Raw genomic sequence first — 25,916 nt, forward strand, 5'->3', positions numbered from 1 at the left:
AAACCGTTTCACACTTTTCCTGGAATTGCTCTAGTAGCGCCCCTTGAGCATCGTCTTCAGCCGCTCGGCATCCGCTTCGGTCACACCGGGCGGTGCCATCACCTGCATCCACGCGTCGATATAGTGTTCCGGCGCGTAGACATGGCCGTAGCCGATCGGCGAGGTGGTCGCGAGCGCCATGTCGGCAAGCAGCTGGAACATGGTGACAACCGGGAACCAGCGGAGCGCCGGAGAGACGTCCGCTCCGCGCGGCGCCTTCATCCAGTCCGGTTCGCGGTAGAAGGAATGGGGATCGAAGAAGGTGATCGGGTCACTGGCATATTGCAGATACACGATGCGGACATTGCCCCAGGTCGCACCCGGAATGTTCAGCGCATTCTCCTGGTTGGTGAAACGGATCACCGAGCCGTCGCGATAGAGCGGCCGCCATTCCGGCGAGCCGGGATTGCGGTTTCGCGTGATCTGCAGCCACGTCTTCGTCGGGAACGGCGAGCCGACCCAGAGAGCGCCCTGGAACGGATCGCTGATGATGTCGAAGGGATCGACCGAGCCTTGCGAATTCATCGAGCCGAGGCTCAGACCATAGAGATAGAGCTTCGGCCTTTTGTCCTTCGGCAGCGTCGTCCAGTAGCCGTAGACAGCATCGAACAGCGCATCGGCGGTCTCGGCGCCATATTCCGGCTCGACCAGCAGCGACAGCCAGCTCGTGAGGTAGGAGTACTGAACCGCGACGCTCGCAACGTCGCCCTTCAGCAGATATTCGAGCGAATCGAGGCCCGGCGGATCGATCCAGCCGGTGCCGGTCGGCACGACGATCAGGAGGTTCGAGCGCTCGAAACCGCCGACGCGCTTCAGTTCTTCGAGCGCCAGCTTCGCCCGCTCCTTGGCGGTCTCGGCCGAGTTGAGGCCGGCATAGACGCGCAAGGGCTCCTTCGCCTCTCCGCTAAAGAAGCCGCCGATGTCCTTCGCCGCCGGGCCGGAGGCGATGAACTGGCGGCCCTGGCGGCCAAGCTCGTCCCAGCGCATCAGCGAGGCGCTGCTGCCGGTCTTTGAGGGATCGCTCGGCGGCGCGACATCGGGGTCGATCAAAGCATCCAGCCGCTGGAACGAGCTGTCGGCGGCATGCAGCACGAAGCGGAAGATGACGCCATCGGCGGCCGACCAGAACAGTGCGAGCGCCGCAACCACGCCGGCGACTTTCGCCATCGGTCGCGTCAGCACATATTCGAACCGCCGGGTCAGAAACTGGAAGGTCAGCCGGAAGAGCCGCGCAAGCAGCACGATGACGACGAAGACGAGCGCCGCGATCAGGCCGAGCTTGAACGGCTCGGCGCTTTCGACCGGGTGCATGCCCATGATCTCGCGCACGGTGTTCTGCCAGTAGGCCGTGCGCCAAAGGAAGGTGAGTGCAACCGCGATGCAGCCGAACGCCGCCACCACCTTCACGGTGAAACCGGTGCGCCCGCGGATCTCCGGCAGGTCGAGCAAGGACCATAGCCAGCGCATGAGCACGCCGATCGCATAGCCGGCGGAAAGCGACAGGCCGGAGATTACCGCCTGCACCACATAGGGCCGCGGGATCAGGCTCGGCGTCAGCGACATTGCGAAGAAGAAAACGCCGACGATCAGGCCCGTGGTCGAAAACGAAGCCAGAAGCGCGGAGACGAAACGCGGCACCGGCAGTCTCGACAGTCGCGTCCGTTGAAGATTTTCCATGGCCGGTCCCACCTTATGCAGTCCTGTCGCCGGAACGGTCGGAGGCCGTCCGGGCCAACCCTCGAGCCTGCGGCTTATCAGCCGGCGGAAGGTCGCTTTATCACGTTGAATTGCTGCACATTTATCCCCCAATCGGCGACGATTTGACGAAACATGCAGCAGGCGTTGGCTGCAATGTCGCCTCCCCCTCGCGCCCAGTCAATTGCCGCAACCGCAAGACGCGTTATTCCTGACGTTTGAGCGAAATGCTCGCCCTCACGCGCGGGTCACCTCGACCGGCGTCTTCATGATGATTTCGCGGTGCGGGAACGGGATCGAAACGCCCGCCGCCTTGAACGCATCCCAGAGCGCCATCAGCACCTGGCCGCGAATGTTGGTGAGCCCGTTGCTCGGATCGGAGATCCAGAACCTCAGCTTGAAGTCCAGCGACGATGCGCCGAAGCCGGTCATCCAGCAGACCGGCTGGGCATAGCTGCTCGCGACCCGCGGCAGCGATGCGGCCGTCTCGATGGCTATGCGCGCCACCTCGTGCGGGTCGCTGTCATAGGAGGTGCCGAAATCGATCTCGATGCGCACGAAGTCGCTGGAGAACGACCAGTTCACCACCTGCTGCGAAATGAAGTCCTCGTTCGGAATGAGGTACTCCTTGCCATCCCGGGTGATGACGGAAACGAAGCGGGAGCGCAGGTCGCGGACCGACCCGAAGGTATCGCCGAGCGTGATCGTGTCGCCCGGCTTGATCGACTTGTCGAGCAGGATGATGATGCCGGAGATGAAGTTGGAAACCACCTTCTGCAGACCGAAACCGATACCGACGCCGACCGCCCCGGAAAACACCGTCAGCGCCGTCAGGTCGATGCCGGTGGCCGACAGTGCGATTGCGCCGGCAAAGCCAATCAGCGCGATCTTCACCAGCTTGCTGATCAGCACCTTGAAGGAGGGCGTCAGGTCCGCTGACCGCTGGATCCAGTGAGACGAGACATTGCCGATCAAAACCGCAAGCCAGATCAGCGCGGACGAAAGCACGATGGCTTTGAGGACGAGCAGCAGCGACAGGCGAACCGCGCCGAGGCTGATCGCAACGCCGTCGAGCGTCGTCAGGATCACCCGATCGAGCCCGACCGCATAGAGCGCAAAATAGATCCAGCCGACGACGGCGGTAACGCGCGCCAGCATCTGGTTGCGGATGATGCGTGTGAGCACCGAGATGACGAACCACGCCGCCGTCAGCGTCAACGCGGTCGCCACCAGCCAGCGATAGGACGGCCATCCGAAGCGCAGGATCATCCCGTCGGCGATCCAGAGCCAGACGATCAGAAACAGCCAGCGCAACCGGCGCATGAAAGCGATGATGACGCGCAGCAGATCCGGATTGCCCTTGATCGTGCGGGCCCGGGCTTCGACCCGCGGCTCTATCCGCTTTGCCAGCGCGCCGCAGACCAGGTAACCGGCGGCGATGATGGCGAGCTGGTAATAGGTCCATGCGTTCAAAAAGACCGTCTGCAGCCACGAAGCGGCGGCATCGAGCGCTGTTGCGAAATCCATCGTCTCTCTCCGAGAGATCGAGGCGCCCGCCGAGCGTGTGGGACGCCCTCCTAACCCGAATCTAGGGCAGCCCTGACGGTTTCAAAGCCGATCGACGATTATCGAAGTGCTTCAGAGGTTTAATGGAGGGGTTGAGCGCTAGATCCGCCGCTCCTTGATGGTGTTCATCACGAAGCTCGTCTCGATCGAGGCGACGCATTTGAGCCTTGCGATCTTCTCCTTGATGAAGCGCTCGTACTGATCGAGGCCGGCACTCATGACCTTCAGCACGTAGTCGCGCGAGCCGGTCACCAGATGGCATTCGAGCACCTCGTCCCAGCCACGCACGGCCTCTTCGAACATGACGATCTCGTCCTCGTGCTGGCGGCTGAGCGTAACGGTCGCAATCGCCGTCATCGTCCAGCCGTCGACCGCGGGATCGACCAGCGCCGTATAGCCGCGGATGACGCCGGTCTCTTCCAGCCGCCGCAGCCGGCGCAGACAAGGCGACGCCGAGAGCCCCACCCGCTCGGCGAGCTCGTTGTTGGTCAGCCGGGCATCCGCCACCAGCTCCTTCAAAATCCTGCGATCCGTCTCGTCGGCAATTTTCTGCGCCATATCTCTCCAACTCAGCCAAATCTTTGCGCAACTCAAAGACATCGAGCCGGAAATAGCAAGGATCGGCCCAAGCATCTGATATAATTTGCCTGTCAGTCGAGTCCGCTTCGCTTGAGGAGACAAGCCATGACCGCACCGCATCCCTCCAAAACCCACATCGGAAACCACAAGCTGCATCCCGAAACGCAGATGCTGAACTATGGCTACGATCCGGAACTGTCGGAGGGCGCGGTCAAACCGCCGGTCTTTCTGACCTCCACCTTCGTCTTCCGCTCCGCCGAAGAGGGCCGCGACTTCTTCGACTTCGTCTCCGGCCGCAAGGAGCCGCCGGCGGGCGTCGGCGCCGGCCTCGTCTATTCGCGCTTCAACCACCCGAACAGCGAGATCGTCGAGGACCGCCTCGCCGTCTACGAGCGCACCGAAAGCTGCGCGCTGTTTTCCTCCGGCATGTCGGCGATCGCCACGACCTTGCTCGCCTTCGTCAAGCCCGGTGACGCGGTGCTGCACAGCCAGCCGCTCTATGGCGGCACCGAGACGCTGCTTGCCCGCACCTTCCTCAATCTCGGCGTCGCGGCCGTCGGCTTTGCCGATGGCGTCAACGAAGCGGCCGTATCGGCCGCCGCCGAAGAGGCGATGGCCAAGGGCCGGGTCTCGGTGATCCTGGTCGAGACTCCGGCGAACCCGACCAATAGCCTCGTCGACGTCGCCATGATCCGCCGCGTTGCCGATGCGATCGGCCGGAAGCAGGGCCACACCCCTGTGGTCGCCTGCGACAACACGCTGCTCGGTCCGGTCTTCCAGCGCCCGATCGAACACGGCGCGGACATCTCGCTCTATTCGCTGACCAAATATGTCGGCGGCCATTCCGACCTCATCGCGGGCGCGGCGCTCGGCTCCAAGGCGGTGATGAAGCAGGTGAAGGCGCTGCGCGGCGCGATCGGCACTCAACTCGATCCGCACTCCTGCTGGATGCTCGGCCGTTCGCTGGAAACGCTGTCTGTGCGCATGCAGAAGGCCGACGACAACGCCCGCATCGTCGCCGAATTCCTGCGCGACCACCCGAAGGTCGAGCGCATCCACTACCTGCCCTTCCACGGCGAGGACACGCCCGTCGGCCGCACCTTCAAGGCACAGTGCACCGGCGCCGGCTCGACCTTCTCCTTCGACATCGCGGGCGGCCAGGAGGCGGCCTTCCGCTTCCTGAACGCGCTGCAGATCTTCAAGCTTGCCGTCAGCCTCGGCGGCACGGAATCGCTCGCCAGCCACCCGGCGGCCATGACCCATTCCGGCGTGCCGATCGAGGTGCGCCACCGCATCGGCGTGCTGGAATCAACCATCCGCCTTTCGATCGGCATCGAGCATCCCGACGACCTCGTCGCCGATCTTTCAAACGCGCTGTCGCTCGCCTGACGCAATCGGCCGCCGGTCCAGCCGGCGGCCTCTTCGCTGATTTCAGATGGCGCAATTCCGGACGGAAAACCGCTGCCCACTTTTCCTGGAATTGGCTCGCTTGCCTGGCGCAATTCCGGACGGAAAACCGCTGCGCACTTTTCCTGGAATTGGCTCGCTTGACTGGCGCAATTCCGGACGGAAAACCGCTACGCACTTTTCCTGGAATTGGCTCGCTTGCCTGGCGCAATTCCGGACGGAAAACCGCTGCGCACTTTTCCTGGAATTGCTTTAGTGCGCCAGGATGTTGACGATATTGCCGAAGGGGTCGCGCATGTAGAAACGGCGCACGCCCCAGGGCTCGTTGGTAAGGTCGTAGACGATCTCGACGCCGGCGGCCTTGGCGCGCTGATAGGCCCGGTCGACGTCGTCGACCTCGATCGAAAGCACCGGCACCGGCGTATCGTTGCCGCCCTCGCTGGCGATGCTCACTTGCGGCATCGCGGCCTGCCCTTCGGCGGCAAAGGTAACGATCCAGCCGTGGTCCATCACCACGTCCAGTTCCAGAAGGTCGCCGTAGAAGGCGCGCGCCACCTGCGGGTCAGGGGCGTAGAGGTTTGAGACGATACGCTTGACGGTCATGCATTTCCTCCTCCGGTGAGCCGCAACGCGGCCACATCGGCGCTCAATGGTTGTTCGGCTCCTGGCACTGCATCCTATACTGCCCGCCAATGGCAGCCGTTTGAAGCGGAAGTTGCAGCGCGTCAGGATCCCTTCCCGTTTGCGCCGGCAAGCGCGACCCGCACCAGCGTCGCTGCAGCCTTGCCCGCCGTCTCCATGTAGCTCGCGTCACGATGCAGCAGCACCACGGCGAAACTGCCGTCGAGCAACAGCAGGATCTGCTTTGCCAGCATGGCAGGCTCGGCGGCACTCGCTTCGGCAAAGGTCTCGGCCATCCAGGCCTCGAACTTCTTCTTGTGGGCCGCACCGATACGGATCGCCGGGTGGCCTGGCATGTTGGCAAGCTCGGCAGAGGTGCGCAGGAACCCGCAACCCTTCCACTTCGGATGGCGCGCCGCCCGCGCCAGGTTGACGAAGATCGCCTCGACCCTGTCGGCAAGGTCCCCGTCGCCCGCGTCGAACCACTTCCGGAAGAGCTTGAGATTGGGCTGGTCGCGACTTTCGAGGTAGGCGGCGATCAGCGCGTCCTTGCTGTCGAAATGATAGTAGAGCGTGCGCTTGGTCACGCCCGCCGCCTCCGCCACCGCATCGACGCTGACCGCGCGGATGCCCTCGGCATAGAACAGCTTTTCCGCCGCTGCGACGATCACCTCCCGGGTCGACTTCTCTGCTTTCGTCATCTCTAAAGTATACCGACTAGTGAATATACATCCTATCTTCCCTCACCTAGCCTCTCCCCGTCAACACCTGCCGGAGAGCAACCATGTCGAACACCGTGCTGATGCAGATTTCCGAGGGCATCGCCCTCCTCACCCTCAACCGTCCGCCGAAACTGAACGCGCTGAACTACGAGCTGATCGACCGGCTCATGGGCCTTCTCGACGAGATCGAGGTGAACCATGCCGTCAGCGCGGTGATCATCACCGGCGCCGGCGAGCGGGCCTTTTCCGCCGGCGGCGATATTCATGAGTTCTCGGAAAGCGTCGCCAAGGGCGTGAACCCGGCGGTGCGCGATTTCGTCCGTCGCGGCCAGGGCCTGACGGCGCGGCTCGAAGCCTTCCCGAAACCGATCATCGCCGCCGTCAACGGGCTTGCCTGTGGCGGCGGCTGCGAGATCACGGAGGCCGTGCATCTGGCTGTTGCCAGCGACCGGGCGCGCTTTGCCAAGCCGGAGATCAAGCTCGGCATGCCGCCGACCTTCGGCGGCACCCAGCGGCTGCCGCGGCTTGCCGGCCGCAAGCGCGCGCTGGAACTGCTTTTGACCGGCGAGGATTTCCCGGCCGATCACGCGCTGGAGCTGGGGCTCGTCAACCGCGTCGTCCCGCATGACGAGCTGATCGCGTCCGCCCGTGACCTGGCAAAGCGCATCATGGCGCACTCACCCCTCGCCGTCCGCTCGATCATCACTGCCGTCACCCGCGGCCTCAACATGTCGATCGCCGAGGGATTGCTGGTCGAGAGCGAGCAGTTTGCCCAGATGGTGCCGACCAACGATCTCGCCGATGCTCTCGCCGCCTGGAAGGGACGGCGCGTCCACGACGACCCGCCGCGGCCTGGTCTCTTTTCGCGATACTTTTAAATTCAACCGAACGGTTGACAATTAGGCCAATCCAGACGACATTCAACGATATGGTTGAATATCAGAACGCACATCTCGATGCCGTGTTTCATGCGCTTTCGGACCCGACGCGGCGCGCCATGCTCCAGGACCTTTCGCAGGGCGAAAGACTGGTGGGCGAGCTTGCGGCGCCGTTCTCGATCTCGCTGGCCGCGGCATCGAAGCACATCAAGGTGCTGGAAGGAGCAGGTCTGGTGCGCCGCGAAGTGAAAGGTCGCACGCATGTGTGCCGGCTCGATGCCGCGCCGATGCATGCAGGCATGGAGTGGATGCGCCACTACGAAGCCTTCTGGCGCACCCGCATCGACGTACTCGAGGCGCTGCTTCTCGCCGAAGACGCCACCAACCAAACTGATCCGGAGGATAAGCCATGACTTCGTCTGCCACAGCCTTTGCCGGCGCCGATTACGGCCGCGTCGTCGCACCGGACGCGGTGCGCATCGAGCGCCTGCTTCCCGGCCCGATCGAGCGCGTCTGGTCCTATCTGACGGAGGAAAGCAAGCGCCGGCTCTGGATGGCATCGGGAACGATCGGGTCGAAGGAAGGAGCCGAGGTCGAGCACGTCTTCCGCCACTCGGAACTGACAGCGGAAGACGACCGGCCACCGCAGAAATATGCCGAGCACGCCGGCGAGGTGCGCAATTACGGTCACGTGCTCGCCTGGGAGCCGCCCCGGCTGCTGGCCTATACCTGGAACGAAGAAACCGGCACCCCCTCGGAGGTCCGTTTCGAGCTCAGCCCCCGCGGCGACAAGGTGCTGCTCGTCGTCACCCATAAACGCATCGCAGACCGCGCCATCATGACCAGCTTCTCCGCCGGCTGGCACGTGCATCTCGACATTCTGCGCGCGCTGCTGGAAGGCGAAAGGCCGGCGGCCTTCTGGAGCAAATTTGCCGACCTGGAAGCGCAATATGACGCGCGTATTCCCAAGCCCTGACGGCGGGATGGGCTCTGAGGTCAAGACGCGTGCAGGCGCCGGCAAGGATCCACTTGCCGGCGCTTTTCGTCAGGCACGGGCGAAACCGAGAATGAAGAACGCCAGCGCGCCGATCGATGCGAAGGTGCGCACGTGGTTCCACCAGACCCAATCGGTCAGATAGCGCTCACGCCAGAGATCGGTCGCCGCCTGGCCGGGCGCTGCGGCGGCGAGCGCATCGTTCATCGGCACGTTGAAGACGATGGTCACCAGCAGCACGCCGACGACATAGGCGATGCCGCCGGCGGCAAGCCACCACCTCCCCTCGCCGCCCGAGAGGAAGGCGACGACGATGAGCGCCAGGGCGAGCAGCGCCGTGCCCATGAAGGCGCTGAGGAAGATCGGGTTCTGGATCACGACATTGATCGCATTCATCGCAGCGATCCCCTGCTCCGGCGGCAGCCGCGACAGGGCCTGCATGATGCAGACCGAGAAGATGAAGAACAGCCCGGCCATCAGGCCGGAGCCGATCGCGGCGGCAAACGCCAGAGCGGGGATCAGGGGGATCATGCGGCAAGACTCCAAACACCAGTTGCTGCGGTTTCCCGAGCGTAGGCTGCAAAGTCACGCGGACGCCGCCCAAGCACATGCTCGACATCGGACGTCAGGTTTGAATTGCGCCCGTCGAGCACCGAGGTGAAGAGATAGCGGATGAGTTCGACATAGTCATCAGGCACGCCGTCGGCCTGCAAGTGTGCCGCGAAGTCGGCAACCGGTATCGCCTGATAGGAGATCGGGCGGTTGGCAGCCGCGGCGATTTCGGCCACGGCGTCGGCAAAGGTCATCAGCCGCGGGCCGGTCAGCGAATAGACCTTGCCGACATGGCGGTCGTCGAGAAGCGCTTCGACAGCGACGTCGGCAATGTCGTCGCAGCTGACGAACGGCTCGGTGACCGTATCCACGGGCAGGAAGACGGAACCGCTCAAGACACCCTCGGCGAGGAAGCCTTCGTCGAAGTTTTCGAAGAACCAGCTGCCCCGGATGACCGTCCAGTCGGCGCCGGAGGCCTGCAGCGCGCGCTCTGCCGCTTCCGCCTCGTCCTCGCCACGCCCCGACAGCAGCACCAGCCGCTTGACGCCGGCGCTGACGGCAAGGCTCGAGAACTTGGCGATCACCTCGACGGAGCCCGGCACCGCCAGATCCGGCTGGAAGCAGACATAGATGCGATCGACGTTTTCAAGGACCGGCGCCCATGTCTGCTCTTCCGTCCAGTCGAAGGAAGGCGACGCCGAACGGGCGCCGATGCGCACCGCGACGCCCCGCTCTCGAAGGCGCTCGGCCACCCGCCGCCCCGTCTTGCCGGTACCGCCCAAAACCAGTGTGATTTTCTGAGACATCGTTTCCTCCTGAGGTTCCACCAACAAACATGAGTATCTCTCACATTTGCAAATGTGATAAATCCTCGTATTTTAGGAGTCAAGTCAAAATGTGAGCATTACTCATGATTCCAGATGCAAGTCCCGCCACGCTTCCCGCTGACGACGAGCCTGCGCTGCGCCGGACACCGAGCCAGAAGCGCAGTCGCGAGCGCGTCGAGCAGATCCTTGCCTGCGCGACGGCGCTCATCCAGGAAAAGGGCAGCGACGCCATGCGCATGAGCGAAGTCGCTGAAAAGGCTGGAATATCGATCGGGTCGCTGTATCAGTACTTCCCCGACAAGGCGGCGATCGTGCGCACGCTCGCCGAGCGCTACAATGCGGTCTGCAACGAGTGCATCGCGGCCGAACTGGCCAAGGTGACCTCGATCGCCGAGCTGCGCGACGCCTTCTCGCTTTTGTTCGACATCTATTACGAGATGTTCCTCGCCGAGCCGGTCATGCGCGACATCTGGTCGGCGATGCAGGCCGACAAGGCGCTGCGCGAAATCGACCTTGCGCAAAGCCGCGCCGGCGGAAAGCTGCTGGCCGATGTCTGGGCCCGGCTTGTGCCGGCGACGCCGCGCGAGGAAATCGACAGCGCCGCCTTCCTGATCATGCATCTCGGCGACTGCACCATGCGGCTTGCGGTCTCGGTCGAGCGCGCCGAGGGCGACCAGATCGTCGAGGCCTACAAGCGCATGACCATCAAGGATTTTGTCGCGGATGGACCGCGCGGCGGCGCAGGCTCAATTGACAACTCCATGACAGAATCCTAATCATCTGGGATCGATTGGTTCCCGGGACGCGAACGCGTTTCGGGAGTAAACGGGAACGTGACGGATGGACCCACTCTGGGCATTCAAATCACGGCCGACCCCGCGACTGTAGAGCGACGTCGATCTTGCCGTTCCGGAGCGATCCGGAAGAAGCCACTGGAAAGGCCGCGAGAGGGCGGCCGAACTGGGAAGGCGAGGCAGACCGAGGGCTTCCCGCCCAACGCCGTGAGCCAGGAAACCTGCCACTCGATGCGGGCATAGGGCCCAACCGGGAATTTCCCGATGCCATCACGGAGGTTGTCATGGCTACGTCTACCATTTCGAGCACCCCGCTCTCCCTCAGCGATCGTCTGACCGCTGGCGTCATCGCGCTGTTCATCGGCGCATTCCTCGTCTTCGGCGCCGGCCTTGCCAACTCGGCCGTGCTGCACGACACGGCGCACGACACCCGCCACTCCTACGGCTTCCCCTGCCACTGACCGATGCCTCGGAACGTCAACAACGTTCCGCATCGAACAATCTGCGGACCTGAACGCATCCGGCCCGAGCCGGATGTCGGCTTGTGTGCATCCCGGTTTTTCCGGCGTGCGAAAGCCATCCGCAGCACAGGCAAAATGGGAAGGCTCAAGGACCACGCCGCAGCGCGTGGCTTTTGTCGTTATCGAGGGATTTCAAGATGATTGTCAGAACGCTTCTGGCCGCGATCGTGGCTGGATTGATTGCCGGTGTCTTCATGACCGGCGCCCAGGAATTGCGCGTCACGCCGCTGATCCTGCATGCGGAAGAATTCGAAGGCGAGGCTCCGGCCCCCACCGAACAGCCCGCCGCCCAACCGGGTGCGGCACAGCCTGCCGCGGAAAACCACGACCAGCATTCGTCGCTCAAAGCCGTGTCGCCGCTCGGCGCCTTGCTCGACGCGCTGTCGCCGATCACGCCGGCCTATGCCCATGAGGGCGAGCACGAGGAAGGCGGCATCATGTTCGGCATGAGCCGCTTCTCCGGCACGCTGATCGCGAACCTCGTGACCGGTTCCGGCTTCGGCCTGCTGCTCGCCGGCGTCAGCCTGGTGATCGGCTACCCGATCACGCTTCGGAACGGCGCGCTCTGGGGCGCCTGCGGCTGGCTTGCCGTGCACATGCTGCCGGCGATCGGCCTGCCGCCGGAACTGCCTGGCTTTCCGGCCGCCGAACTGGGCGACCGCCAGACCTGGTGGCTCGCAACGGTGGCGCTTTCGGCTGTCGGCCTTTATCTCGTCGTCCTGCGCGAGGAGATCGTCTCCAAGGTCGCGGGCCTCGTGCTGATCGCAGCGCCCCATGTCTACGGTGCGCCGCAGCCGCTCGACATCACCAGCAACGTTCCGGCCGTGCTCGGCGCAGAGTTTGCGGTTGCCGCACTCGCCACCACGCTCGCCTTCTGGATCGTGCTCGGCGTCGTCTCCGGCTTCATCAACGAGCGCTTCGTCAAAGCATAGTGATCGCCGATCACGGATCGTCAGCAAACCGACGGCGGGGTTCAGGCCCCGCCGTTTTGCATGAGATGGGTCACCAGCCGCGCACGGCGATCTTCCGGCTCCAGCAGGACGCAGGTGTCGCAGAAGCTACCGCCCTCCGTCTTGAAATAGAGACAGCAGCCGCAGCGGATCCGATACTGGCGCGAAATGTGTTCACCACTTGCCGGATCGACAGCCGCAATCTGCTCGTAGCAAAGCGCATCTGAATAGAGCCGCGAGCCCGGTCGCTTGACGATCGCCAGCGCCTCGGCCATGCCGCGCGCCTCATCTCCGATCGCGCGGCCGATTTCGAGGAACGCGCCAGCCAGAGCATCCGCCGCGAGCCGCCACTGCGCCCCGCTCGAGAGCCCTGTCCGTGCCTTGAGAACTGCAATGACGGGCGTCAGATGAGCGATGAAGCCCCGCTCGAAAGCTCTGACGCCCTCCTCTCCACCCTTGCGCTCCGTCGCCGGCGGCTGGAGGCAAAAATGATAGCATTTGCCCGCGATTGCGGCGCCACGGTGAAGCCGCGTCCAATCCTCGAAACGAATGCCGGCGACCTCCAGCTGCAGCCCGGCACCGAGATGGAACGCGCCGAGGACTACGCTCAGCTGGCGGCTATAGAAGGCGATCAGATGCGCCGCCCGGATCCGGTCAGTCATGCCGACCCCGAAGAAATCCTGATAGGCCATCCCCGCCTCAAGCCCAGCGCTGCCCGCAGCCCAGAAGTCGCCCGGTGCGCTGAATTCGCTGTCCGGCCCGAGTGACACGGCAGCATCCGGAAACTGGGCACGCAGATGGTCCGCGACGGCCAGCGCCTGCGGCGCAAATGCCGCCGCGATCTCCGCTGTCGGCCGGTGGTCGTTCAAGCGCATGCCGTCTCCGTTGCCCATTCTCATCCCTTGGCGCTGGATGCGGGCGGATTGCCACGCGCACCCTCCCTTTGCCGCAGCCAGCCACCGTCGAAGCCGGCTCGTTGAAGGCCGAGGCGGATCGCCGGTATGCCGCGCATCAGCGTCCAGACAAGGCCGCTTCGCCAGTTCTCGATCATCATGACAACGAGGCCCTGGTCAAGACCGACGACCCGCGCATCGATCCAGCCCTCCGGCCCGCCGCCACCAAGGCTCGGGTTGAAGCCGCCGGGAAAGCGCCCCTCGTTCAGAAGTCCCGGATAACTCTCCGCCATATGCACCAGCGAGGCCTGCGCCGCCTCAGGCTCGAACGGCAGGCAGGCAGGCGGCGCCCAGGGCACGAGCGTGCCGTCATCAGGGCCGTAGGGCGCGCCGCGGTTCACATAGCCGAAAAGCCGCTGCTGGCGCCCATCGCGAAAGCGCACTCGGCCGCGCGGCGCATGGCAGGCGCTGAAGCCCCACAGGTGTTCGCCATATCCGACAAAGTGTCCGGGATTGGAACGCGCATGGTCCCGCTGCAACGCGATGGCGCGCCGGGTATTTTCGAAATAATCCGTTCCCCGCTCCCGCATCGGTCGGTCGGCCAGCGCGTGCAGATCGAGCCAGGCCTGCGGGAAGAGATGGATGAAGAGCGGCGCCGCATGCAGGTGCGGCCGGCCCTCGACGGGGATCCAGTCATGGCCCTCGGCATAGGCCGCATAATGCTCCGGTTCGATCGCATGTTCGGGCGCGCCGAGTGCCAGCACATAGAGCAGCAGCGCTTCGCTATAACCCCGCCAGCGATGTTTCAAAAACCGCCCCGGCGGCCGCCAGCCCATCGTCAGCGTATCGCCGCGATTGAGCGCCCAGCGCCAGTCGACCCGCGCATAGAGCCTGTCAGCAAGCGCACGGATCTCGCCTTCGACCGCGTCGTCGCGGCGGAAATAGGCGCAAGCCGTCAGGCAGCCGGCAATCAGCAGCGCCGTGTCAACGGTCGAAAGCTCGCACTGCCAGGCGCGCGCGCCGGTCCGCATGTCGAGGAAGTGGTAGTAGAAGCCGCGATAGCCGGTCGCCTGCCGGTGGCAGGACTGCGGGCTTTGGGCAAGGAAGCGCAGGGTCGTCACCACCCGCCGCGCCGCATCGCCGCGCGAAAGCCAGCCGCGCTCGACGCCGACCGGGTAGCAGGAAAGGCCGAAGCCGGTCGCAGCGATACTCGCCGGCGCGCCCGGCAACGCAGTGTCGGCGATCAGCCCGGTGACCGGATCGGAATGTTCGAGGAAATAGCCGAACGCCGCCTGCTGCAATCGATCGATCTGAAATCGCTCGGTATTTTCGCTACGCTGCTGCATCCCGCCTTTCCCGGTCGGCATCCGGGCTCATGCATGACCCGGCAAAATCACTCTTTAGTGAAGGCCAACTACACCCAAACGGTCGCCGAAATCCAATCTTGTGTTACAGTCTTCTAATCTGACCGCGCGCAATGACTGGTTGAAGCGATGTTGAGCGTGTTGGCGTTACTCCTTTCATTGAGTGGTGGCCCGAGCCCATCGACCGCCGAGGCGACGAATGTCGACGTCGAACTGATCCTGGCGGTCGACATGTCCGGCTCCATGGATCTCGACGAGGCTCGCATCCAGCGGGCCGGCTATGTCGAGGCGCTGCGGCACCGCGACTTTCTCGATGCCGTCGAAAGCGGCCAGCTCGGCCGCATCGCGATCGGCTATTTCGAATGGGCTGGAACGGTGAACGAATCCTCCGTCGTCGCCTGGCGGGTGATCGACACCGCCGCCGACGCGGATGCCTTCGCCAAGCTGATCGAGCAGCGCCCGGTCGGGACCCGGCGCGGCACTTCGATCTCCAACGCCATTACCTACGGCACCGCACTGATCGATTCCAACGCTTACAGCGGCGTGCGGCGGGTCATCGACATCTCCGGCGACGGGCCCAACAACATCGGCCCACCGGTGCTTCCGGCCCGCGAGACCGCGATTGCGCGCGGCATCACCATCAACGGGCTTGCGATCCTCATCCGCCCGTCGGTTTCCACCGGCCCGCTCGACCAGTATTATGCCGAATGTGTCATCGGCGGCCCCGGCTCCTTCGTGCTGCCGGTGCACGAGCCCGAAGATTTCTCCATCGCGATCCGCCAGAAACTGGTGCTCGAAGTCAGCGGTCTGCAACCGCCGCCGAGGATACGCTATGTCGATGCCTTCCCGGCCCCCGACTGCCTGGTCGGCGAGAAACTGCGGCCCGGATTCCTCGACCGGGTCTATCCGGAACTCGACAAGTAGCCTCCCCCGACCTGAGGATCATGCGTAATCGCACGCAACCTTTGCGCGTCAGATTGTCGTTTCCCTTCGCCTCGTCCGACGATAAGATAGCGCGTTGCTTCGCGGATCGATTCATGTCCTTGACCACCACGCCCCATCAGGCCGAACTGGCCACCGACCCGACCACCGACATCGGCAGTCAGCATATCCGCGATACGTTGCGCGATGCGATCGTCGAGCGGCGGCTTGCGCCTGGCACCAAGCTTTCGGAAAGCGACGTCGGCGAACTCTTCAATGTCAGCCGCACCCTGGTGCGCGCCGCTCTGCAGGCTTTGTCCTATGAAGGACTCGTCAACGTCGAGAAGAACCGCGGTGCTTTCGTCGCCCACCCGTCCATCGACGAGGCGCGCCAGATCTTTGCGACCCGCCGGCTGATCGAGCCTGGTGTCGTGCGCGCCGCCGCCGCCCGGATCGGCAAGGCGGAGATTGCCGAACTCAGGCGCATGCTGGCAGCCGAGCGGCAACTGACCGAACAGCGCGGCCAATCGGCCCGTCGTGCGGAGATCAAGGCATCGGGCGATTTCCACCTGGCGCTTGCCGACCTCTCCGGTAACGCGATCCTGCGCCGCTTCATGGACGAACTCGTCGCCCGCTCCTCGCTGGTCATTGCACTTTACGGACAATCGACGGTTTCGAGCTGCGGCCACAGCGAACACGACGAGATCGTCAACGCCATCGAGCGCGGCGACATCGACGCAGCCGCACGGCTGATGGTCCACCACATCGACCATATCGAAGCCGACCTCGACCTGCGCGTTCTGAAATCGACCGACCTGAAGGCTGCGCTGGAACTCTGATCCCGCTTGCGCCTCAGTGTTCCAGGTAGGCGGCTACAACCTGCGCCGGGCCTGGATTTTCGAAACCTTTCAACACCGGTCCGAACTCCACGGCGCTTCCCTGCCGCACGTCCCTTCGTCCGCCATCGGCGAAGATGCGCCCGCGAAAAGATCCCGCTCGCATAGCCGAAGAGGAGCCGGTTGCCGTCAACACGGACAAAAATCGACCAGCAACGTGGAACCATCCCGTCGCTCTCGCGTTGCCCTCTCGCTCGAAAAGACTGTGAACGAGGAATACAATGAGCGAGAAACTCTTTCCCACGCCCATCCCCCTGAAACTATCGGCAAGACGGCAGACTGTGGTCAGAACGGTGTTCGAGGCCGTGGAACTGCTCCGGCAATGGCCGGGCCGTCGTGGACGGGAATATCGCGCAGCCCTGAGGCGATGCCTGGATGCGCTGGATGGATTGACGAGTACGGACCGGGCGAGCCGCTGCTTTGCCGCCGCCGCCCGGGAATCGGGCCTGTTGCTGGCCTGATCCGGCGACCAGGATGATCCGGAACCACAAGCGTGGTCCGGCACATCAAGCGCTCGGAGTTTGAAGCTTTCACGATGCGCCGAAGGACGATCGGCGCGTCGCCCCAACCGAAGACGCCTCTACTGCGATCAGCAAGATTTAAAGTCGCGCGCGGCGATCAGTCCGCGAGTTCGGCCGCTTCTTTCGGCCCGCGGTCGGCAAGCGCCTTGAGCGCCGCCTTGTCGAGCCGCCAGTCCGGCGCGCCATAGCCGAGCGGCCATTTGTACGGCTCCTTGTCGTTGAAGAAGACAACGGTCGTCAGCAGCGGAAAGGCCCGGCGATAGGTCTGCTGGTCGAGGATTTCGGCATACCAGGCACGCTTGTAATCGGCCGAACCGGATACTCCGAGTTCGGCGATCATGACCGGTTTGCCGAAGCCCGATACCCGCTGGTATTTTTCTTTCAGCGCTTCGCCGAAGCGGCGCTCGCGGCCCCAATAGTCGACGTCCATCTTCTGCAGGCCCCAGATCGGGATGCCGACGACATCGACGACATCGTCGCCCGGATAATAGGCCGCGAGATTGCGGTGCCCCTTCGGCGACCAGACATAGCGTGCAGCCGGCGCCAGTTCCCGGCATTTGCGCACGAAATAGCGGAACGCCGCCTTGTAGCCTTCGCTGTCGCGGCGCGCCCAGGGATAGCGCTCGCCGGGCTCCTCCATCTCATGGCCCCAGCGAATGTAGACCTGCCCGCCGAAATCGGCGGCGCGCGTGCAAATGTCGGTGATCTCGCGATCGAAGCGGCCCTTGCCGATATCGGCAAACAGCCGGTTGCCACCGGCGCGCCAGTCGGCGGCGTGGGTATAGGGCTCGACCGACAGCATCAGTGCCCGCCCCTGTCGCGCCGCGTTCGCGAATTTCCGCTTCAGCTGCGCCCGATCCGGTTTCTGCCAGTAGACGAAGACATGCTCGAGCGTCAGCGCGTCGCTGTCTGCGACCGCGTCGTGCGGGTCGTAGACACCGATCTCCACCGTGCGCGCGTCCCGCCCTCTTGCCTCAGGCGTGATGGCGGCGGTCGTCATCGTTCGGTCGATACCGTCGATGGCATCCTGCGCGCAGGCCGGCGTGGCTCCGGCAACCGCCAGAAGCACCAGCGCGCCAGCGCCCAGGACCGATCTTGGAACTGCAATAGGCAACGATATTCTCCGGCGGGCCATATGTGGCACCGCATGAAATCAGACATGGCTTGCTGCGCGCTGGAAACCTGTGCGACCGCGAGGCCGTGGGCATCATGCCCGGATGGCGAAAAGGACCGCTACGGCTGTCGACCGACGCAGTCTCCATGATCGGCTGCGCCCGGCTTGCCGAACGCGAAAGGCCGTTAAAGCGATGCTCTCAGGAAGCAGTGCGACGTGCGCCCGAAGCCGCTCGGCGAGCAGATATAGGGTGCGCGGCCGAGATAGGCGGTCGTGCGCCTGCGCGTCGGCGCCGGCTCGACGATATCCTCGTCCGCCTCGGCGACTTTCAGATCCTTCGCTTCCTTGCGAACCTTGATCGCCGGGCTCGCATAGGCGCTCGAATGGCCCGAAGCAAACAGCGGCGTTTCGCTGATGACCGTCGACGAGCAGCCGGCGGACAGAAGCAGGAGGCTGAGAACTGATGTTGTCGGTACGAGAAACTTGAAACCCGAAACGGCGGTGCGGCTTGCGCCGGCACATGCGGATTTGATTCGCATAAACGTCCTTTCGAATAGCGGTCCAGCCGCCCGGGGCTTCCATAGGGCGAAAAGGCGGCGATCTTCAACCCCCTCCTTCATTATTCATTGCTTAAATTAAAAATTCCTTTCGCGGCGTTTTCCGCCATGGTTGTGCCGGCCACTTTCGCCACGCGCTGACGGACGTCGGCGCCTTGCGGACAACAGGCGCACGACATCGGCGTCGGCTATCAGCGAAACAATTTCGCAAAAGCAAAGGCTTGCCGAGGCGGCCGCATCGCGCCATCGGCGAACGGCGATCCGTCTCCGCCGCTTCCGCACCACCACGCCCGGTGGCAATCTCCGGCTGACGCCACGGCTGATACCCCTGACAAAAAAATCGACCTCGCCGCCGGCGCGTCAGCGAAATCCGCAGCACGGCTGGCCGTCGGAACGACGGATTCACTCATTCCCCATTTTTAGCTACCGCGCATTTACAGATCCTTGACCTCTGACCGCCACCTTGGAGCGAGGCGCAACATGTTTGAGCGTATGCGCCCACTCCAAAACTGCCCGCCTCCCGCGGGCATTTTTTTGTGGCCCTTCGCCGCAAGCGCATTGCCGGCCGGCATTGCCCGAGACCTCCCCCTCCTCCTGCGCGCGCCGCAGACGCTCGGCGCCCGCAATCGTCCCACGGGTTGAGAACTTTTCAAGGTCCGCCCCCTGACCCGGACGGCCAGGAAGCCGCAAAGGCTTCGCGCCTGCGTGTTTACCACACTGCGAAAGTCCCATTGCGCGAATTTAAGGAGTTGTTAATAATAAAAAGGGGAGAGCGAGGGGCAATCCAAATTGGATCAGGGCACGGGTACCGACATCGTCGGAGCCGCCGGCATCGCTGGTGCGCGCATAACCATCATCGTTTCCGCACTCGGCGCCGGCGGCACCGAGCACGTCGTCAGCCTCGTTGCCAGCCACTGGGCCCGCCTCGGCTGCGCTGTCACGGTGATCACGCTCGAAGCGCCAACCTCCGCCCCCTATTACCGGCTCGATCCACGCGTCGCCATCGAGCGGCTCGACGTGCCGGCCCAGAAGGCCGGCAAGCTGCGCGCCACCTGGCTGGTGGCAAGAAGGCTCTACCGGCTGCGCTCGACCATCAGCCGCACCCGTCCCGACTTCGTCCTGAGCTTCCTGACGCGCACGAACGTGTTGACGCTTCTTGCAACACGGGGCCTCAGGCTTCCGGTGATCGTGTCCGAGCGCAACAACCCGGCGGTGCAGCCCTTCGGCCCCTTCTGGAAATGGCTGCAGCTTCGCCTCTACCCGCGCGCCTTTGCGCTGGTGACCATGACCAAGGGGGCCCTCGACTATTTCCCGCCGGACGTCCGCCGCCACGGGCGGGTGATCGCCAATGCCATCAACCTGCCCGCCGGCTGGCAAAAGAAGCGCGGCAACAATGCGCTCACCGCCGTCGGCCGGCTGACGGAGCAAAAAGGCTTCGACTTGCTGCTCGAAGCCTTCGCCAAGGTGGCCGCCGACCACCCGGAATGGAAGCTCGTCATCTGGGGTGAAGGCGAAGCGAGAAAAGCGCTGGAAGCCCAGCGCGACGCGTTTGGCCTTGCTGAGCGAGTGGAAATGCCGGGCGTCACGCCGAAACCCGGCCTCTGGGTCGAAACCGCCGACCTCTTCGTCCTGTCGTCCCGCTACGAAGGCTGGGGCATCGCCCTGCTCGAAGCCATGGCCGCAGGCCTCCCCGTCGTTTCCTTCGCCTGCGATTGGGGCCCGACCGACATGATCGCCCAAGGCGAAGACGGCATCCTCGTCGAAAACGGCAACATCGACGCCCTGGCCGCCGCCCTCTCCAACCTGATGGCCGACGAGCCCCTCCGCGCCCGCCTTTCCGCCAACGCCGAAGCCAATGTCAGGCGCTACGACGCCGATCATATCCTTACCCAATGGGACGCGATCGCCCTGTCAGCACTGGAACACTCCCCCACCCGCAAAGCCGCGACCAAGCAGCCGAGCGTGCCCGTTTCAGGCGAACTGGCAAGCTGGATGTACATGACAAGCTGGATTTTTTGAGTGGTGGGCCCGGAGGGCCTGCGAAGATCAAGCGAAATCAATTGGCTACCGAATCGGTTAGCCAACGCTGTTCAGTGAATGTTCTCGATTTCTGGCGAACCTCATTTGGCCAACCACTTAGCCACCCACTTCGCCCAAACCGAAAGCTTCGCAGGGCCAACGAAGGCCCCACTCAGGACCACCGCAGCCATAAAAAGGATCAATAGGGAAACGGGGTAAATTCCCAAAGCAGTTGCCTTGAGGCCGAGGATTTCAATAGTGAGGGAGTCTGTGACTTTTTCCATCGCGCACCTCTGCTTTCAAAAAACAGTAGGCTGCTGCTGCTGCGCATGGTCGCATATCCGCAAGGACATGCAATGCATAATGAGGGAACGCCTATAAACATTGACTTTTCAGGTGGCCTCACACCTTCGCAAGCGGCGCGAATTTCGCAACTTAATTAACCTAATGTTGTTTTCGTTGCTTTTTTACAAAAGCCCGTTGATCGGCGCGTTGAACACTTTGACGCATTGTGCAGTCTGCTGGAAAACGCTGACGATCCGCTCGATCGTCTCTTCCATGGCGTAAAACCCGTGCCTGGGTAAATTGACCTTGCCGCCGAGCGCGGAGACGTCCTGGTTGTTCTTGCTAGATCCATGGTAGCGCTGAACCGTCTCACCCCCCGCTCCTCGATCCGTCGCTCCGTGGCTTGAAATGGTGCCGCATGCCGGAGCAAGCTAAGTGCCTCGAATCAATAGCTTGCCGCCGCGTGGGGCACGCGGCCTGGACGCCAGTTGAATTGGCTCCAAAGAATATGGAACTCGACCACCGATTGAGTTAGTGGTCTCCTCAACTGGGCGCCGGCCCAAAGGAGAGGCGATGTTTAAAGAGAAGACAGTTTTTGTCATCGGGGCTGGCGCGAGTGCCGAGTACGGCCCGGGCGCCTTCCCCATTGGTAGCGGCCTTAGAGAACAAATCGCGCAGATGTCCCAGCTGGCAAGGGGAGCCGCGAACTCAACCGCCCACGACAAGCTGCTTTCATATCACCTCAAGAAGAAGTACTCGCAGGCCGAAATCGACGCCAGACTTGAGGCGCTCCAACTCATTCGCACTCGAATCTACCTTTACAATTCGATAGACGCGTTCATCGATCGGCATCATGACAACCAGCACGTGGCGGAAATAGGCAAAATTCAAATCGGTTGCGCCATAGCGCAAGCCGAGGCTAAATCCACTCTTACCGCCGCTCTGCTCGAAAGTGAAAACGGGCTCTTTAAGCTTGGGCAAATGAAGGACACTTGGCTGGAACCATTTGCGCGGCAATTGTTCACCGGAGTGCGTGAAGCCAGCAACGTCGGCCGCGACGTCACTATCATTTGCTTCAATTACGATCGCTGCATCGAGCATTACTTGATGCACGCCATCTCACAAAGCTACGGCGTTTCGTTCGAGGAGGCTCACCAGATCGTTGAGGATATGGACATAATCCATCCTTATGGAACCCTGGGTAGGCTCCCCGGCTCTGCACGCCCGGGTGAGTACGAAACTCCATTTGGAGCGGCAGTTACCAACGAAACGCCAATATGGTCCTGGGCTGAGCGTCTCAAAACGTACACAGAGCGAGTAGAGGAAGTGGAGACGCTGAAGCGAATTCGCAGCGCAATTGCCTACTCCCATCAACTGATTTTCCTGGGCTTCGGGTTCACCCCTGAGAACATGACGCTATTGTTTTCAGGTGAGGAAACGAAGCAGCCGACCCGCAAGTTAATCTATTCAACTGGCAAAGGGATTTCGCGTCAGGACGCATTGGCAGTTCGCCATAAAATCGGCAGGCTTTTTGAGCTGGACTACGGCGCGATCGGCGGTGGCTCCTGGAGAAACGAAGCAACCATCGAACACGATGTCACCTGCAAACAAATGTTCGAATTGTATTGGCAAACATTTGCCCGCTAGCCTGCCGACGCCCTGATTGAACTGGCTCATAACCATTGGTTCGCGCTCGACGCGAAGGCCACGATGTTCGAAGAGGCGGCCGGCGTGGTCATCAGGAAACCGAAGGCGCCAGCAGTCCACTGACGGCCTCCCTATTTCTCGGCGTTGACTCTCGCCTCGCACGAGAACAATATAAGAACATTCGAAGGCGAGCATCGCCGTCAACCAGACACCGACAATTGAAGTACTCTGGCGCCTGCCGGAGAAGGAGAAGCCATGTCCGCCGCACAGCAACGCACCGAAACTGAGGACGTGGAACCGATCGACGAGCTTGCCGCTGCCCTCGCCTGGCACCTAGGAGATAAGGACGCCACCATTCGAACACTGCTCGATGACTGCAAGCACCTTCGCCAGCAACTGGCCTTCGCGAGAGGAACGATGAGTGTCGGCTTTGCCCGGGGTTGGCGACCCAGCCTTGATCGCTCCGTGGACGGCCAGCGATGAGCGACGAGCAACCAGGCGCAAAGAAGTCGACCTCAGGCCCTTGGGTGCATCTCTGCGAACACCTGGGCTGCAGGGATTGGGGCGGATGGGGCTTTGCTTCCGGCAAGGGGCAGTCGCAGTGGTACTGCTATGCCCATCGCGAAGACGGTGAAAAGAGCAATGCCTAAAAACGATGCCTGGTGGCTGTCAGAGTTCGTGCTGAAAATCCAGGTGGTTTGCGAGTGCGGGCTCAAGAAGCAGTACGACGCCAAAGCCCTTCTGGACCGTATAGGCGATGAACGCATGCCCAGCCTTCTACCCCGGATCGCGCGCGCCAACGGATGCACGAAGACCGAGAACCAGGTCCGTGACCGTTGCAGGCTCGGCTATGCGCATCCGCTACCGGAGCTTTCGCCCTCCCGAAGGAACCGGCCGGCAATAGCGCGGCGCCGGCCGGCAGACCTGAGGAAGTTACCTTTGCAAACCTTCCAGAGTGGTACGAGCTATTTTGCTGCTGCAAACGCTGCGGCCGTGAGCAACATCTGGATCGACACTCTTTGGTACGCCGTTTCGGGAGGACGCAATCGATCCTGGCGCTGGCGCTGCGGATGCGTTGCACGAAATGCAGCAACAAGAGCGGCAACAAGATCAAGATCGGCAGGTTGAAGCGGTGAGTTGTGTGAAGAAATTGGTTGCGGCGATGGTCGGCGGTCTCCTGGTGGTCTCGACGGCCGGCGCCGGAAGCTCGATCACAGGTCGAGCATCCGTCATCGACGGGGACACGATCGACATCGGAAAAACCAGGGTGCGGTTCAGTGGGATTGATGCGCCGGAAAGTTGGCAACGGTGCCAGGATGGCGATGGAGGCAGCTACCGATGCGGCCATGCGGCCGCCCTGGCGCTCGATCGCTTCCTTGCTGCGTCTCGGCCGACCCGGTGCGAGTTAGCGGGCCACGATCGAGACCGCCGCATAGGAACTTGCTTTCGTGCCGATGGCGCCGACGTGAACCGCTGGCTCGTTGAGAACGGCCACGCTCTGGACTGGCCGCGATACAGCAAAGGGGCGTATGCAGACGCGCAGCGCGCGGCGCAGGCGGGCGGGCTGGGGATCTGGCGGGGAGAATTTCAACTGCCCTGCGAGGTGCGGGCGAAGCGCTGGAAGCGGGAACCTAGCTGCGATTGAGCCGGCCGCCGGCCCCTTATCTTCACCAATATTTGCGGGGAGTTAGTCTACGCTATTACGCTGTTGTCGTCGTTTATTGCAGTGACCGCATACAAAGTGGATACTTTGCTAGTGGCCAACGCCTTTAACATCGCGTGGGCGGGATCGTCCGGTGTGCCAATGACTTGTGCATAAGCAGGGTTACGATTCTTCGTGTCATGGACTACCCGAATGGCTAGTTTGTAGCTCTTCCCGATCTCTTTGATGTTTCCCGCGTTTAAAATCACCATGAAGTCTTCGGCGCCAACACGGAAACTTGAGCTACTGGCGCAAGCCCGCAAGCGGCTTTTTCGATCCCCCTCATAGAACTCCAAGTAGGAAGTTGAGAGATACGTTTCTTTTGGTCTGTCGGGTTTTTCCTCTCGCAGCTTATAGAGTTGCGGATGGACCCCAACAGCTACTCCGTCCTTTCGAATGACGCGATTCCGGGGGCATACACGAACTACATGGTGGTCATCGGGGATGTTCGATAGGGCCATGGATCCTCGCCAAGAGAGCCAGCGATGTGGGAACAAACGAGCGAAGCGGCGACTGTCCTGCCGCTATTTCGTTCCCATCGTCCGACGAAAAATCACTTGTCCAGTGGACGTTTGGACTAGGCAGAAACGCCGCAGTAACCGTGCCTCCATCACCCACATATGCGCAGAGCAAATTTCCGTCCGCATCAAATCCGAGAGACGACCAATCCAGGTGCCGAGCTTCCACAAGCCATTTTAGGAAGTTTACGTAAGATGCCTTTCGGGGTAAATCATCATCTTCCTCCCATCCTTCCGGATTTAAGAGATAGTCGAGTTCAGCAAACAATCTGGCGCGATCCTCAAACGACAAATACATGGCGTACTGCGCTGTCGCCACCTTAAAGTCCATAGCGACGTGCGGAAGAGGAGGGCCCATGTCAGTAAAGCCTGACCGAGAGGAAACAGGGCCTGGCTTGTCGTTATGATTTGAACTTTCATAGGACTTCAGAGCGTAACTCGCTCCGGCCCCGATAGAAGCCTCTGGCCCCTGCTCGATCATCTGAAAGTCATCCTTGCCTCGTCAGTGACTAACCGCTCGAATACGCGGTTCTTTACATTTCGAAGAGCATTTAGGCTCGCCAACACTTCATCAATTTTAACCGGTATATCCTTGTCAACAAAGACGTCGATATCGAGCAACATCGAGGCTTTGTTAATTAGGACCGGATCTAGCTGCCCAGCCTGCAGAATAACGGAGGCCCCCGACGGTTCGACGTGTTGTAACTTCACAAAGTGAGTTGCAAGCGAATCGTAGTCTACACCCGGCGCGCTTGGATACAAGTTCAAGTAGCGACGCGGATCGACCGGAACACTTCCATCGGACGATACGTCAATCCTATTGATAAACCGCGTAGCAAAACGCGTGATTTTCTTGTACCCGCACACCTTGCGAAACACTTCAAAATCAGCCTCGAAGCTTTCGAATAGCTTTTCCCATGAAAGGTAGGGTGTGAGACGAGCAGTTACCAGGCTTTTTGGGCGAATGTTGCAAAGATCTGAAGCGTCGTTACCAATGCACTTGTACCACTGCTGCACAAGGTCAGGACGAGCTTCCTTCGCGACACCTTCCGAATTGACTTTCAAACTGAAAGTGTAGTCGCGCATGATCTCGCTGTGCGGGTATTTCCGCTCAAGCTTTTTGGCCAATCGCTCCATATCTCGATTTGACAGTGGATCGGAAGAGAACTGGATTTCCAACACGGCTTCCAGGATCGGTGGTTTTGCATATGCGGTCATAATCGACGACCCTAGAACTCTAACGTTGCAACGTTGAACTGGCTAAGCTTGTGCGGACGGTGCGTCAACTCGTAGCGTTCCGCCGAATTTTGATTGCGTGAAAAAAAACGGCGATG

Annotated in this window: 29 protein-coding genes and 1 riboswitch; of the genes, 15 read left to right on the forward strand and 14 right to left on the reverse strand. The window is 62.2% G+C overall.

The window, feature by feature from the left end; translation table 11 throughout:
- Positions 1–30: 30 nt before the first annotated feature.
- The 3 genes from ACIQUG_RS07975 to ACIQUG_RS07985 all read right to left on the reverse strand — a co-directional run bounded on the left by ACIQUG_RS07975 (position 31) and on the right by ACIQUG_RS07985 (position 3,858).
- Positions 31–1,716, reverse strand: coding sequence for an alpha/beta hydrolase (locus ACIQUG_RS07975; protein ID WP_402319409.1), 1,686 nt, complete (start codon positions 1,714–1,716; stop codon positions 31–33).
- 255 nt (positions 1,717–1,971) lie between these two features.
- On the reverse strand, positions 1,972–3,261 hold the full coding sequence (locus tag ACIQUG_RS07980) for a mechanosensitive ion channel family protein (protein ID WP_402319412.1): 1,290 nt from the start codon (positions 3,259–3,261) through the stop codon (positions 1,972–1,974).
- Between the two features lie 138 nt (positions 3,262–3,399).
- Positions 3,400–3,858, reverse strand: a complete 459-nt coding sequence (locus ACIQUG_RS07985) for an Lrp/AsnC family transcriptional regulator (RefSeq protein ID WP_043624607.1) — start codon at positions 3,856–3,858, stop codon at positions 3,400–3,402.
- A 126-nt stretch (positions 3,859–3,984) separates the two neighbouring features.
- On the opposite strand from ACIQUG_RS07985, the gene ACIQUG_RS07990 reads away from it, so the two are divergent.
- Positions 3,985–5,268 (forward strand): cystathionine gamma-synthase family protein, encoded by a 1,284-nt coding sequence (locus ACIQUG_RS07990; RefSeq protein ID WP_043624604.1) that lies wholly within the window; start codon positions 3,985–3,987, stop codon positions 5,266–5,268.
- Positions 5,269–5,538: 270 nt separating this feature from the next.
- Here ACIQUG_RS07990 and ACIQUG_RS07995 read toward each other — a convergent pair whose 3' ends face one another.
- Together ACIQUG_RS07995 and ACIQUG_RS08000 are read right to left on the reverse strand one after the other, a co-directional pair.
- A complete protein-coding gene (locus tag ACIQUG_RS07995; RefSeq protein WP_402319416.1) occupies positions 5,539–5,889 on the reverse strand; it encodes a VOC family protein in 351 nt (116 codons plus the stop codon).
- Between the two features lie 122 nt (positions 5,890–6,011).
- On the reverse strand, positions 6,012–6,608 hold the full coding sequence (locus tag ACIQUG_RS08000; RefSeq protein WP_402319419.1) for a TetR/AcrR family transcriptional regulator: 597 nt from the start codon (positions 6,606–6,608) through the stop codon (positions 6,012–6,014).
- Positions 6,609–6,691: 83 nt separating this feature from the next.
- Between ACIQUG_RS08000 and ACIQUG_RS08005 the strand changes: the two genes are divergently transcribed.
- The 3 genes from ACIQUG_RS08005 to ACIQUG_RS08015 are packed head-to-tail and all read left to right on the forward strand — an operon-like array spanning position 6,692 to position 8,483.
- On the forward strand, positions 6,692–7,507 hold the full coding sequence (locus tag ACIQUG_RS08005) for a crotonase/enoyl-CoA hydratase family protein (RefSeq protein ID WP_402319422.1): 816 nt from the start codon (positions 6,692–6,694) through the stop codon (positions 7,505–7,507).
- Positions 7,508–7,557: 50 nt separating this feature from the next.
- Positions 7,558–7,920 (forward strand): ArsR/SmtB family transcription factor, encoded by a 363-nt coding sequence (locus ACIQUG_RS08010; RefSeq protein WP_402319425.1) that lies wholly within the window; start codon positions 7,558–7,560, stop codon positions 7,918–7,920.
- Positions 7,917–8,483 (forward strand): SRPBCC family protein, encoded by a 567-nt coding sequence (locus ACIQUG_RS08015; protein ID WP_402319427.1) that lies wholly within the window; start codon positions 7,917–7,919, stop codon positions 8,481–8,483. Before ACIQUG_RS08010 ends, ACIQUG_RS08015 begins: the two co-directional genes overlap by 4 nt.
- A 69-nt stretch (positions 8,484–8,552) precedes the next feature.
- Here ACIQUG_RS08015 and ACIQUG_RS08020 read toward each other — a convergent pair whose 3' ends face one another.
- Together ACIQUG_RS08020 and ACIQUG_RS08025 are read right to left on the reverse strand one after the other, a co-directional pair.
- Positions 8,553–9,032, reverse strand: coding sequence for a DUF1772 domain-containing protein (locus ACIQUG_RS08020; RefSeq protein ID WP_402319430.1), 480 nt, complete (start codon positions 9,030–9,032; stop codon positions 8,553–8,555).
- On the reverse strand, positions 9,029–9,859 hold the full coding sequence (locus tag ACIQUG_RS08025) for an NAD(P)H-binding protein (RefSeq protein WP_402319433.1): 831 nt from the start codon (positions 9,857–9,859) through the stop codon (positions 9,029–9,031). The genes ACIQUG_RS08020 and ACIQUG_RS08025 overlap by 4 nt, the downstream gene beginning before the upstream one ends.
- A 104-nt stretch (positions 9,860–9,963) precedes the next feature.
- Between ACIQUG_RS08025 and ACIQUG_RS08030 the strand changes: the two genes are divergently transcribed.
- From ACIQUG_RS08030 to ACIQUG_RS08040, 3 genes are all read left to right on the forward strand, one after another.
- On the forward strand, positions 9,964–10,656 hold the full coding sequence (locus ACIQUG_RS08030; protein ID WP_402319436.1) for a TetR/AcrR family transcriptional regulator: 693 nt from the start codon (positions 9,964–9,966) through the stop codon (positions 10,654–10,656).
- Positions 10,655–10,918, forward strand: a riboswitch (cobalamin riboswitch). (Overlaps the previous gene by 2 nt.)
- Before the next feature lie 40 nt (positions 10,919–10,958).
- Positions 10,959–11,135 (forward strand): CbtB-domain containing protein, encoded by a 177-nt coding sequence (locus ACIQUG_RS08035; RefSeq protein ID WP_034791966.1) that lies wholly within the window; start codon positions 10,959–10,961, stop codon positions 11,133–11,135.
- Between the two features lie 197 nt (positions 11,136–11,332).
- A complete protein-coding gene (locus ACIQUG_RS08040; protein ID WP_402319439.1) occupies positions 11,333–12,127 on the forward strand; it encodes a CbtA family protein in 795 nt (264 codons plus the stop codon).
- Positions 12,128–12,168: 41 nt separating this feature from the next.
- On the opposite strand, the gene ACIQUG_RS08045 is transcribed toward ACIQUG_RS08040, so the two are convergent.
- Complete coding sequence (locus ACIQUG_RS08045) at positions 12,169–13,020, reverse strand: ferric iron reductase (RefSeq protein ID WP_402319442.1); 852 nt, start codon at positions 13,018–13,020, stop codon at positions 12,169–12,171.
- Between the two features lie 20 nt (positions 13,021–13,040).
- Positions 13,041–14,384 carry a glucoamylase family protein gene (locus ACIQUG_RS08050; protein ID WP_402319445.1) on the reverse strand — a complete coding sequence of 448 codons (1,344 nt, stop codon included), beginning with the start codon at positions 14,382–14,384 and terminating at the stop codon, positions 13,041–13,043.
- Positions 14,385–14,531: 147 nt separating this feature from the next.
- Here ACIQUG_RS08050 and ACIQUG_RS08055 point away from each other — a divergent pair, with 147 nt between their 5' ends.
- From ACIQUG_RS08055 to ACIQUG_RS08065, 3 genes are all read left to right on the forward strand, one after another.
- Positions 14,532–15,326: a DUF1194 domain-containing protein gene (locus tag ACIQUG_RS08055; RefSeq protein WP_402319448.1), complete on the forward strand. Its 795-nt coding sequence runs from the start codon at positions 14,532–14,534 to the stop codon at positions 15,324–15,326.
- A 113-nt stretch (positions 15,327–15,439) separates the two neighbouring features.
- Positions 15,440–16,162 carry a GntR family transcriptional regulator gene (locus ACIQUG_RS08060; RefSeq protein WP_402319450.1) on the forward strand — a complete coding sequence of 241 codons (723 nt, stop codon included), beginning with the start codon at positions 15,440–15,442 and terminating at the stop codon, positions 16,160–16,162.
- Positions 16,163–16,440: 278 nt separating this feature from the next.
- The gene (locus ACIQUG_RS08065) at positions 16,441–16,680 is read left to right on the forward strand and encodes a DUF982 domain-containing protein (protein ID WP_034791960.1); all 240 of its coding nucleotides are present in this window, start codon (positions 16,441–16,443) and stop codon (positions 16,678–16,680) included.
- 157 nt (positions 16,681–16,837) lie between these two features.
- Here the strand turns inward: ACIQUG_RS08065 and ACIQUG_RS08070 are convergent, their stop codons facing one another.
- Together ACIQUG_RS08070 and ACIQUG_RS08075 are read right to left on the reverse strand one after the other, a co-directional pair.
- Positions 16,838–17,854, reverse strand: coding sequence for a glycoside hydrolase family 26 protein (locus ACIQUG_RS08070; RefSeq protein ID WP_402319453.1), 1,017 nt, complete (start codon positions 17,852–17,854; stop codon positions 16,838–16,840).
- 185 nt (positions 17,855–18,039) lie between these two features.
- Complete coding sequence (locus tag ACIQUG_RS08075) at positions 18,040–18,393, reverse strand: hypothetical protein (protein ID WP_043624570.1); 354 nt, start codon at positions 18,391–18,393, stop codon at positions 18,040–18,042.
- A gap of 807 nt (positions 18,394–19,200) precedes the next feature.
- On the opposite strand from ACIQUG_RS08075, the gene ACIQUG_RS08080 reads away from it, so the two are divergent.
- Complete coding sequence (locus ACIQUG_RS08080) at positions 19,201–20,430, forward strand: glycosyltransferase family 4 protein (RefSeq protein WP_402319457.1); 1,230 nt, start codon at positions 19,201–19,203, stop codon at positions 20,428–20,430.
- A 101-nt stretch (positions 20,431–20,531) separates the two neighbouring features.
- Here ACIQUG_RS08080 and ACIQUG_RS08085 read toward each other — a convergent pair whose 3' ends face one another.
- Complete coding sequence (locus ACIQUG_RS08085) at positions 20,532–20,714, reverse strand: hypothetical protein (protein WP_402319460.1); 183 nt, start codon at positions 20,712–20,714, stop codon at positions 20,532–20,534.
- 574 nt (positions 20,715–21,288) lie between these two features.
- On the opposite strand from ACIQUG_RS08085, the gene ACIQUG_RS08090 reads away from it, so the two are divergent.
- The 4 genes from ACIQUG_RS08090 (at position 21,289) to ACIQUG_RS08105 (ending at position 24,007) form a co-directional block, all read left to right on the forward strand.
- Entirely contained in the window at positions 21,289–22,362 is a 1,074-nt protein-coding gene (locus tag ACIQUG_RS08090) for a hypothetical protein (protein ID WP_402319463.1), read from the forward strand.
- 255 nt (positions 22,363–22,617) lie between these two features.
- Positions 22,618–22,845 (forward strand): hypothetical protein, encoded by a 228-nt coding sequence (locus ACIQUG_RS08095; protein ID WP_402319466.1) that lies wholly within the window; start codon positions 22,618–22,620, stop codon positions 22,843–22,845.
- A complete protein-coding gene (locus ACIQUG_RS08100; protein ID WP_402319469.1) occupies positions 22,842–23,012 on the forward strand; it encodes a hypothetical protein in 171 nt (56 codons plus the stop codon). Before ACIQUG_RS08095 ends, ACIQUG_RS08100 begins: the two co-directional genes overlap by 4 nt.
- 512 nt (positions 23,013–23,524) lie before the next feature.
- Positions 23,525–24,007 carry a thermonuclease family protein gene (locus ACIQUG_RS08105; protein WP_402320627.1) on the forward strand — a complete coding sequence of 161 codons (483 nt, stop codon included), beginning with the start codon at positions 23,525–23,527 and terminating at the stop codon, positions 24,005–24,007.
- A 492-nt stretch (positions 24,008–24,499) separates the two neighbouring features.
- Here ACIQUG_RS08105 and ACIQUG_RS08110 read toward each other — a convergent pair whose 3' ends face one another.
- Positions 24,500–25,063 (reverse strand): hypothetical protein, encoded by a 564-nt coding sequence (locus ACIQUG_RS08110; protein WP_402319471.1) that lies wholly within the window; start codon positions 25,061–25,063, stop codon positions 24,500–24,502.
- Positions 25,060–25,800 (reverse strand): TIGR04255 family protein, encoded by a 741-nt coding sequence (locus ACIQUG_RS08115; RefSeq protein ID WP_402319475.1) that lies wholly within the window; start codon positions 25,798–25,800, stop codon positions 25,060–25,062. Before ACIQUG_RS08115 ends, ACIQUG_RS08110 begins: the two co-directional genes overlap by 4 nt.
- Positions 25,801–25,916 lie beyond the last annotated feature (116 nt).

The sequence above is a fragment of the Ensifer sp. NPDC090286 genome (assembly GCF_044769565.1).
Classification (GTDB): Bacteria; Pseudomonadota; Alphaproteobacteria; order Rhizobiales; family Rhizobiaceae; genus Ensifer.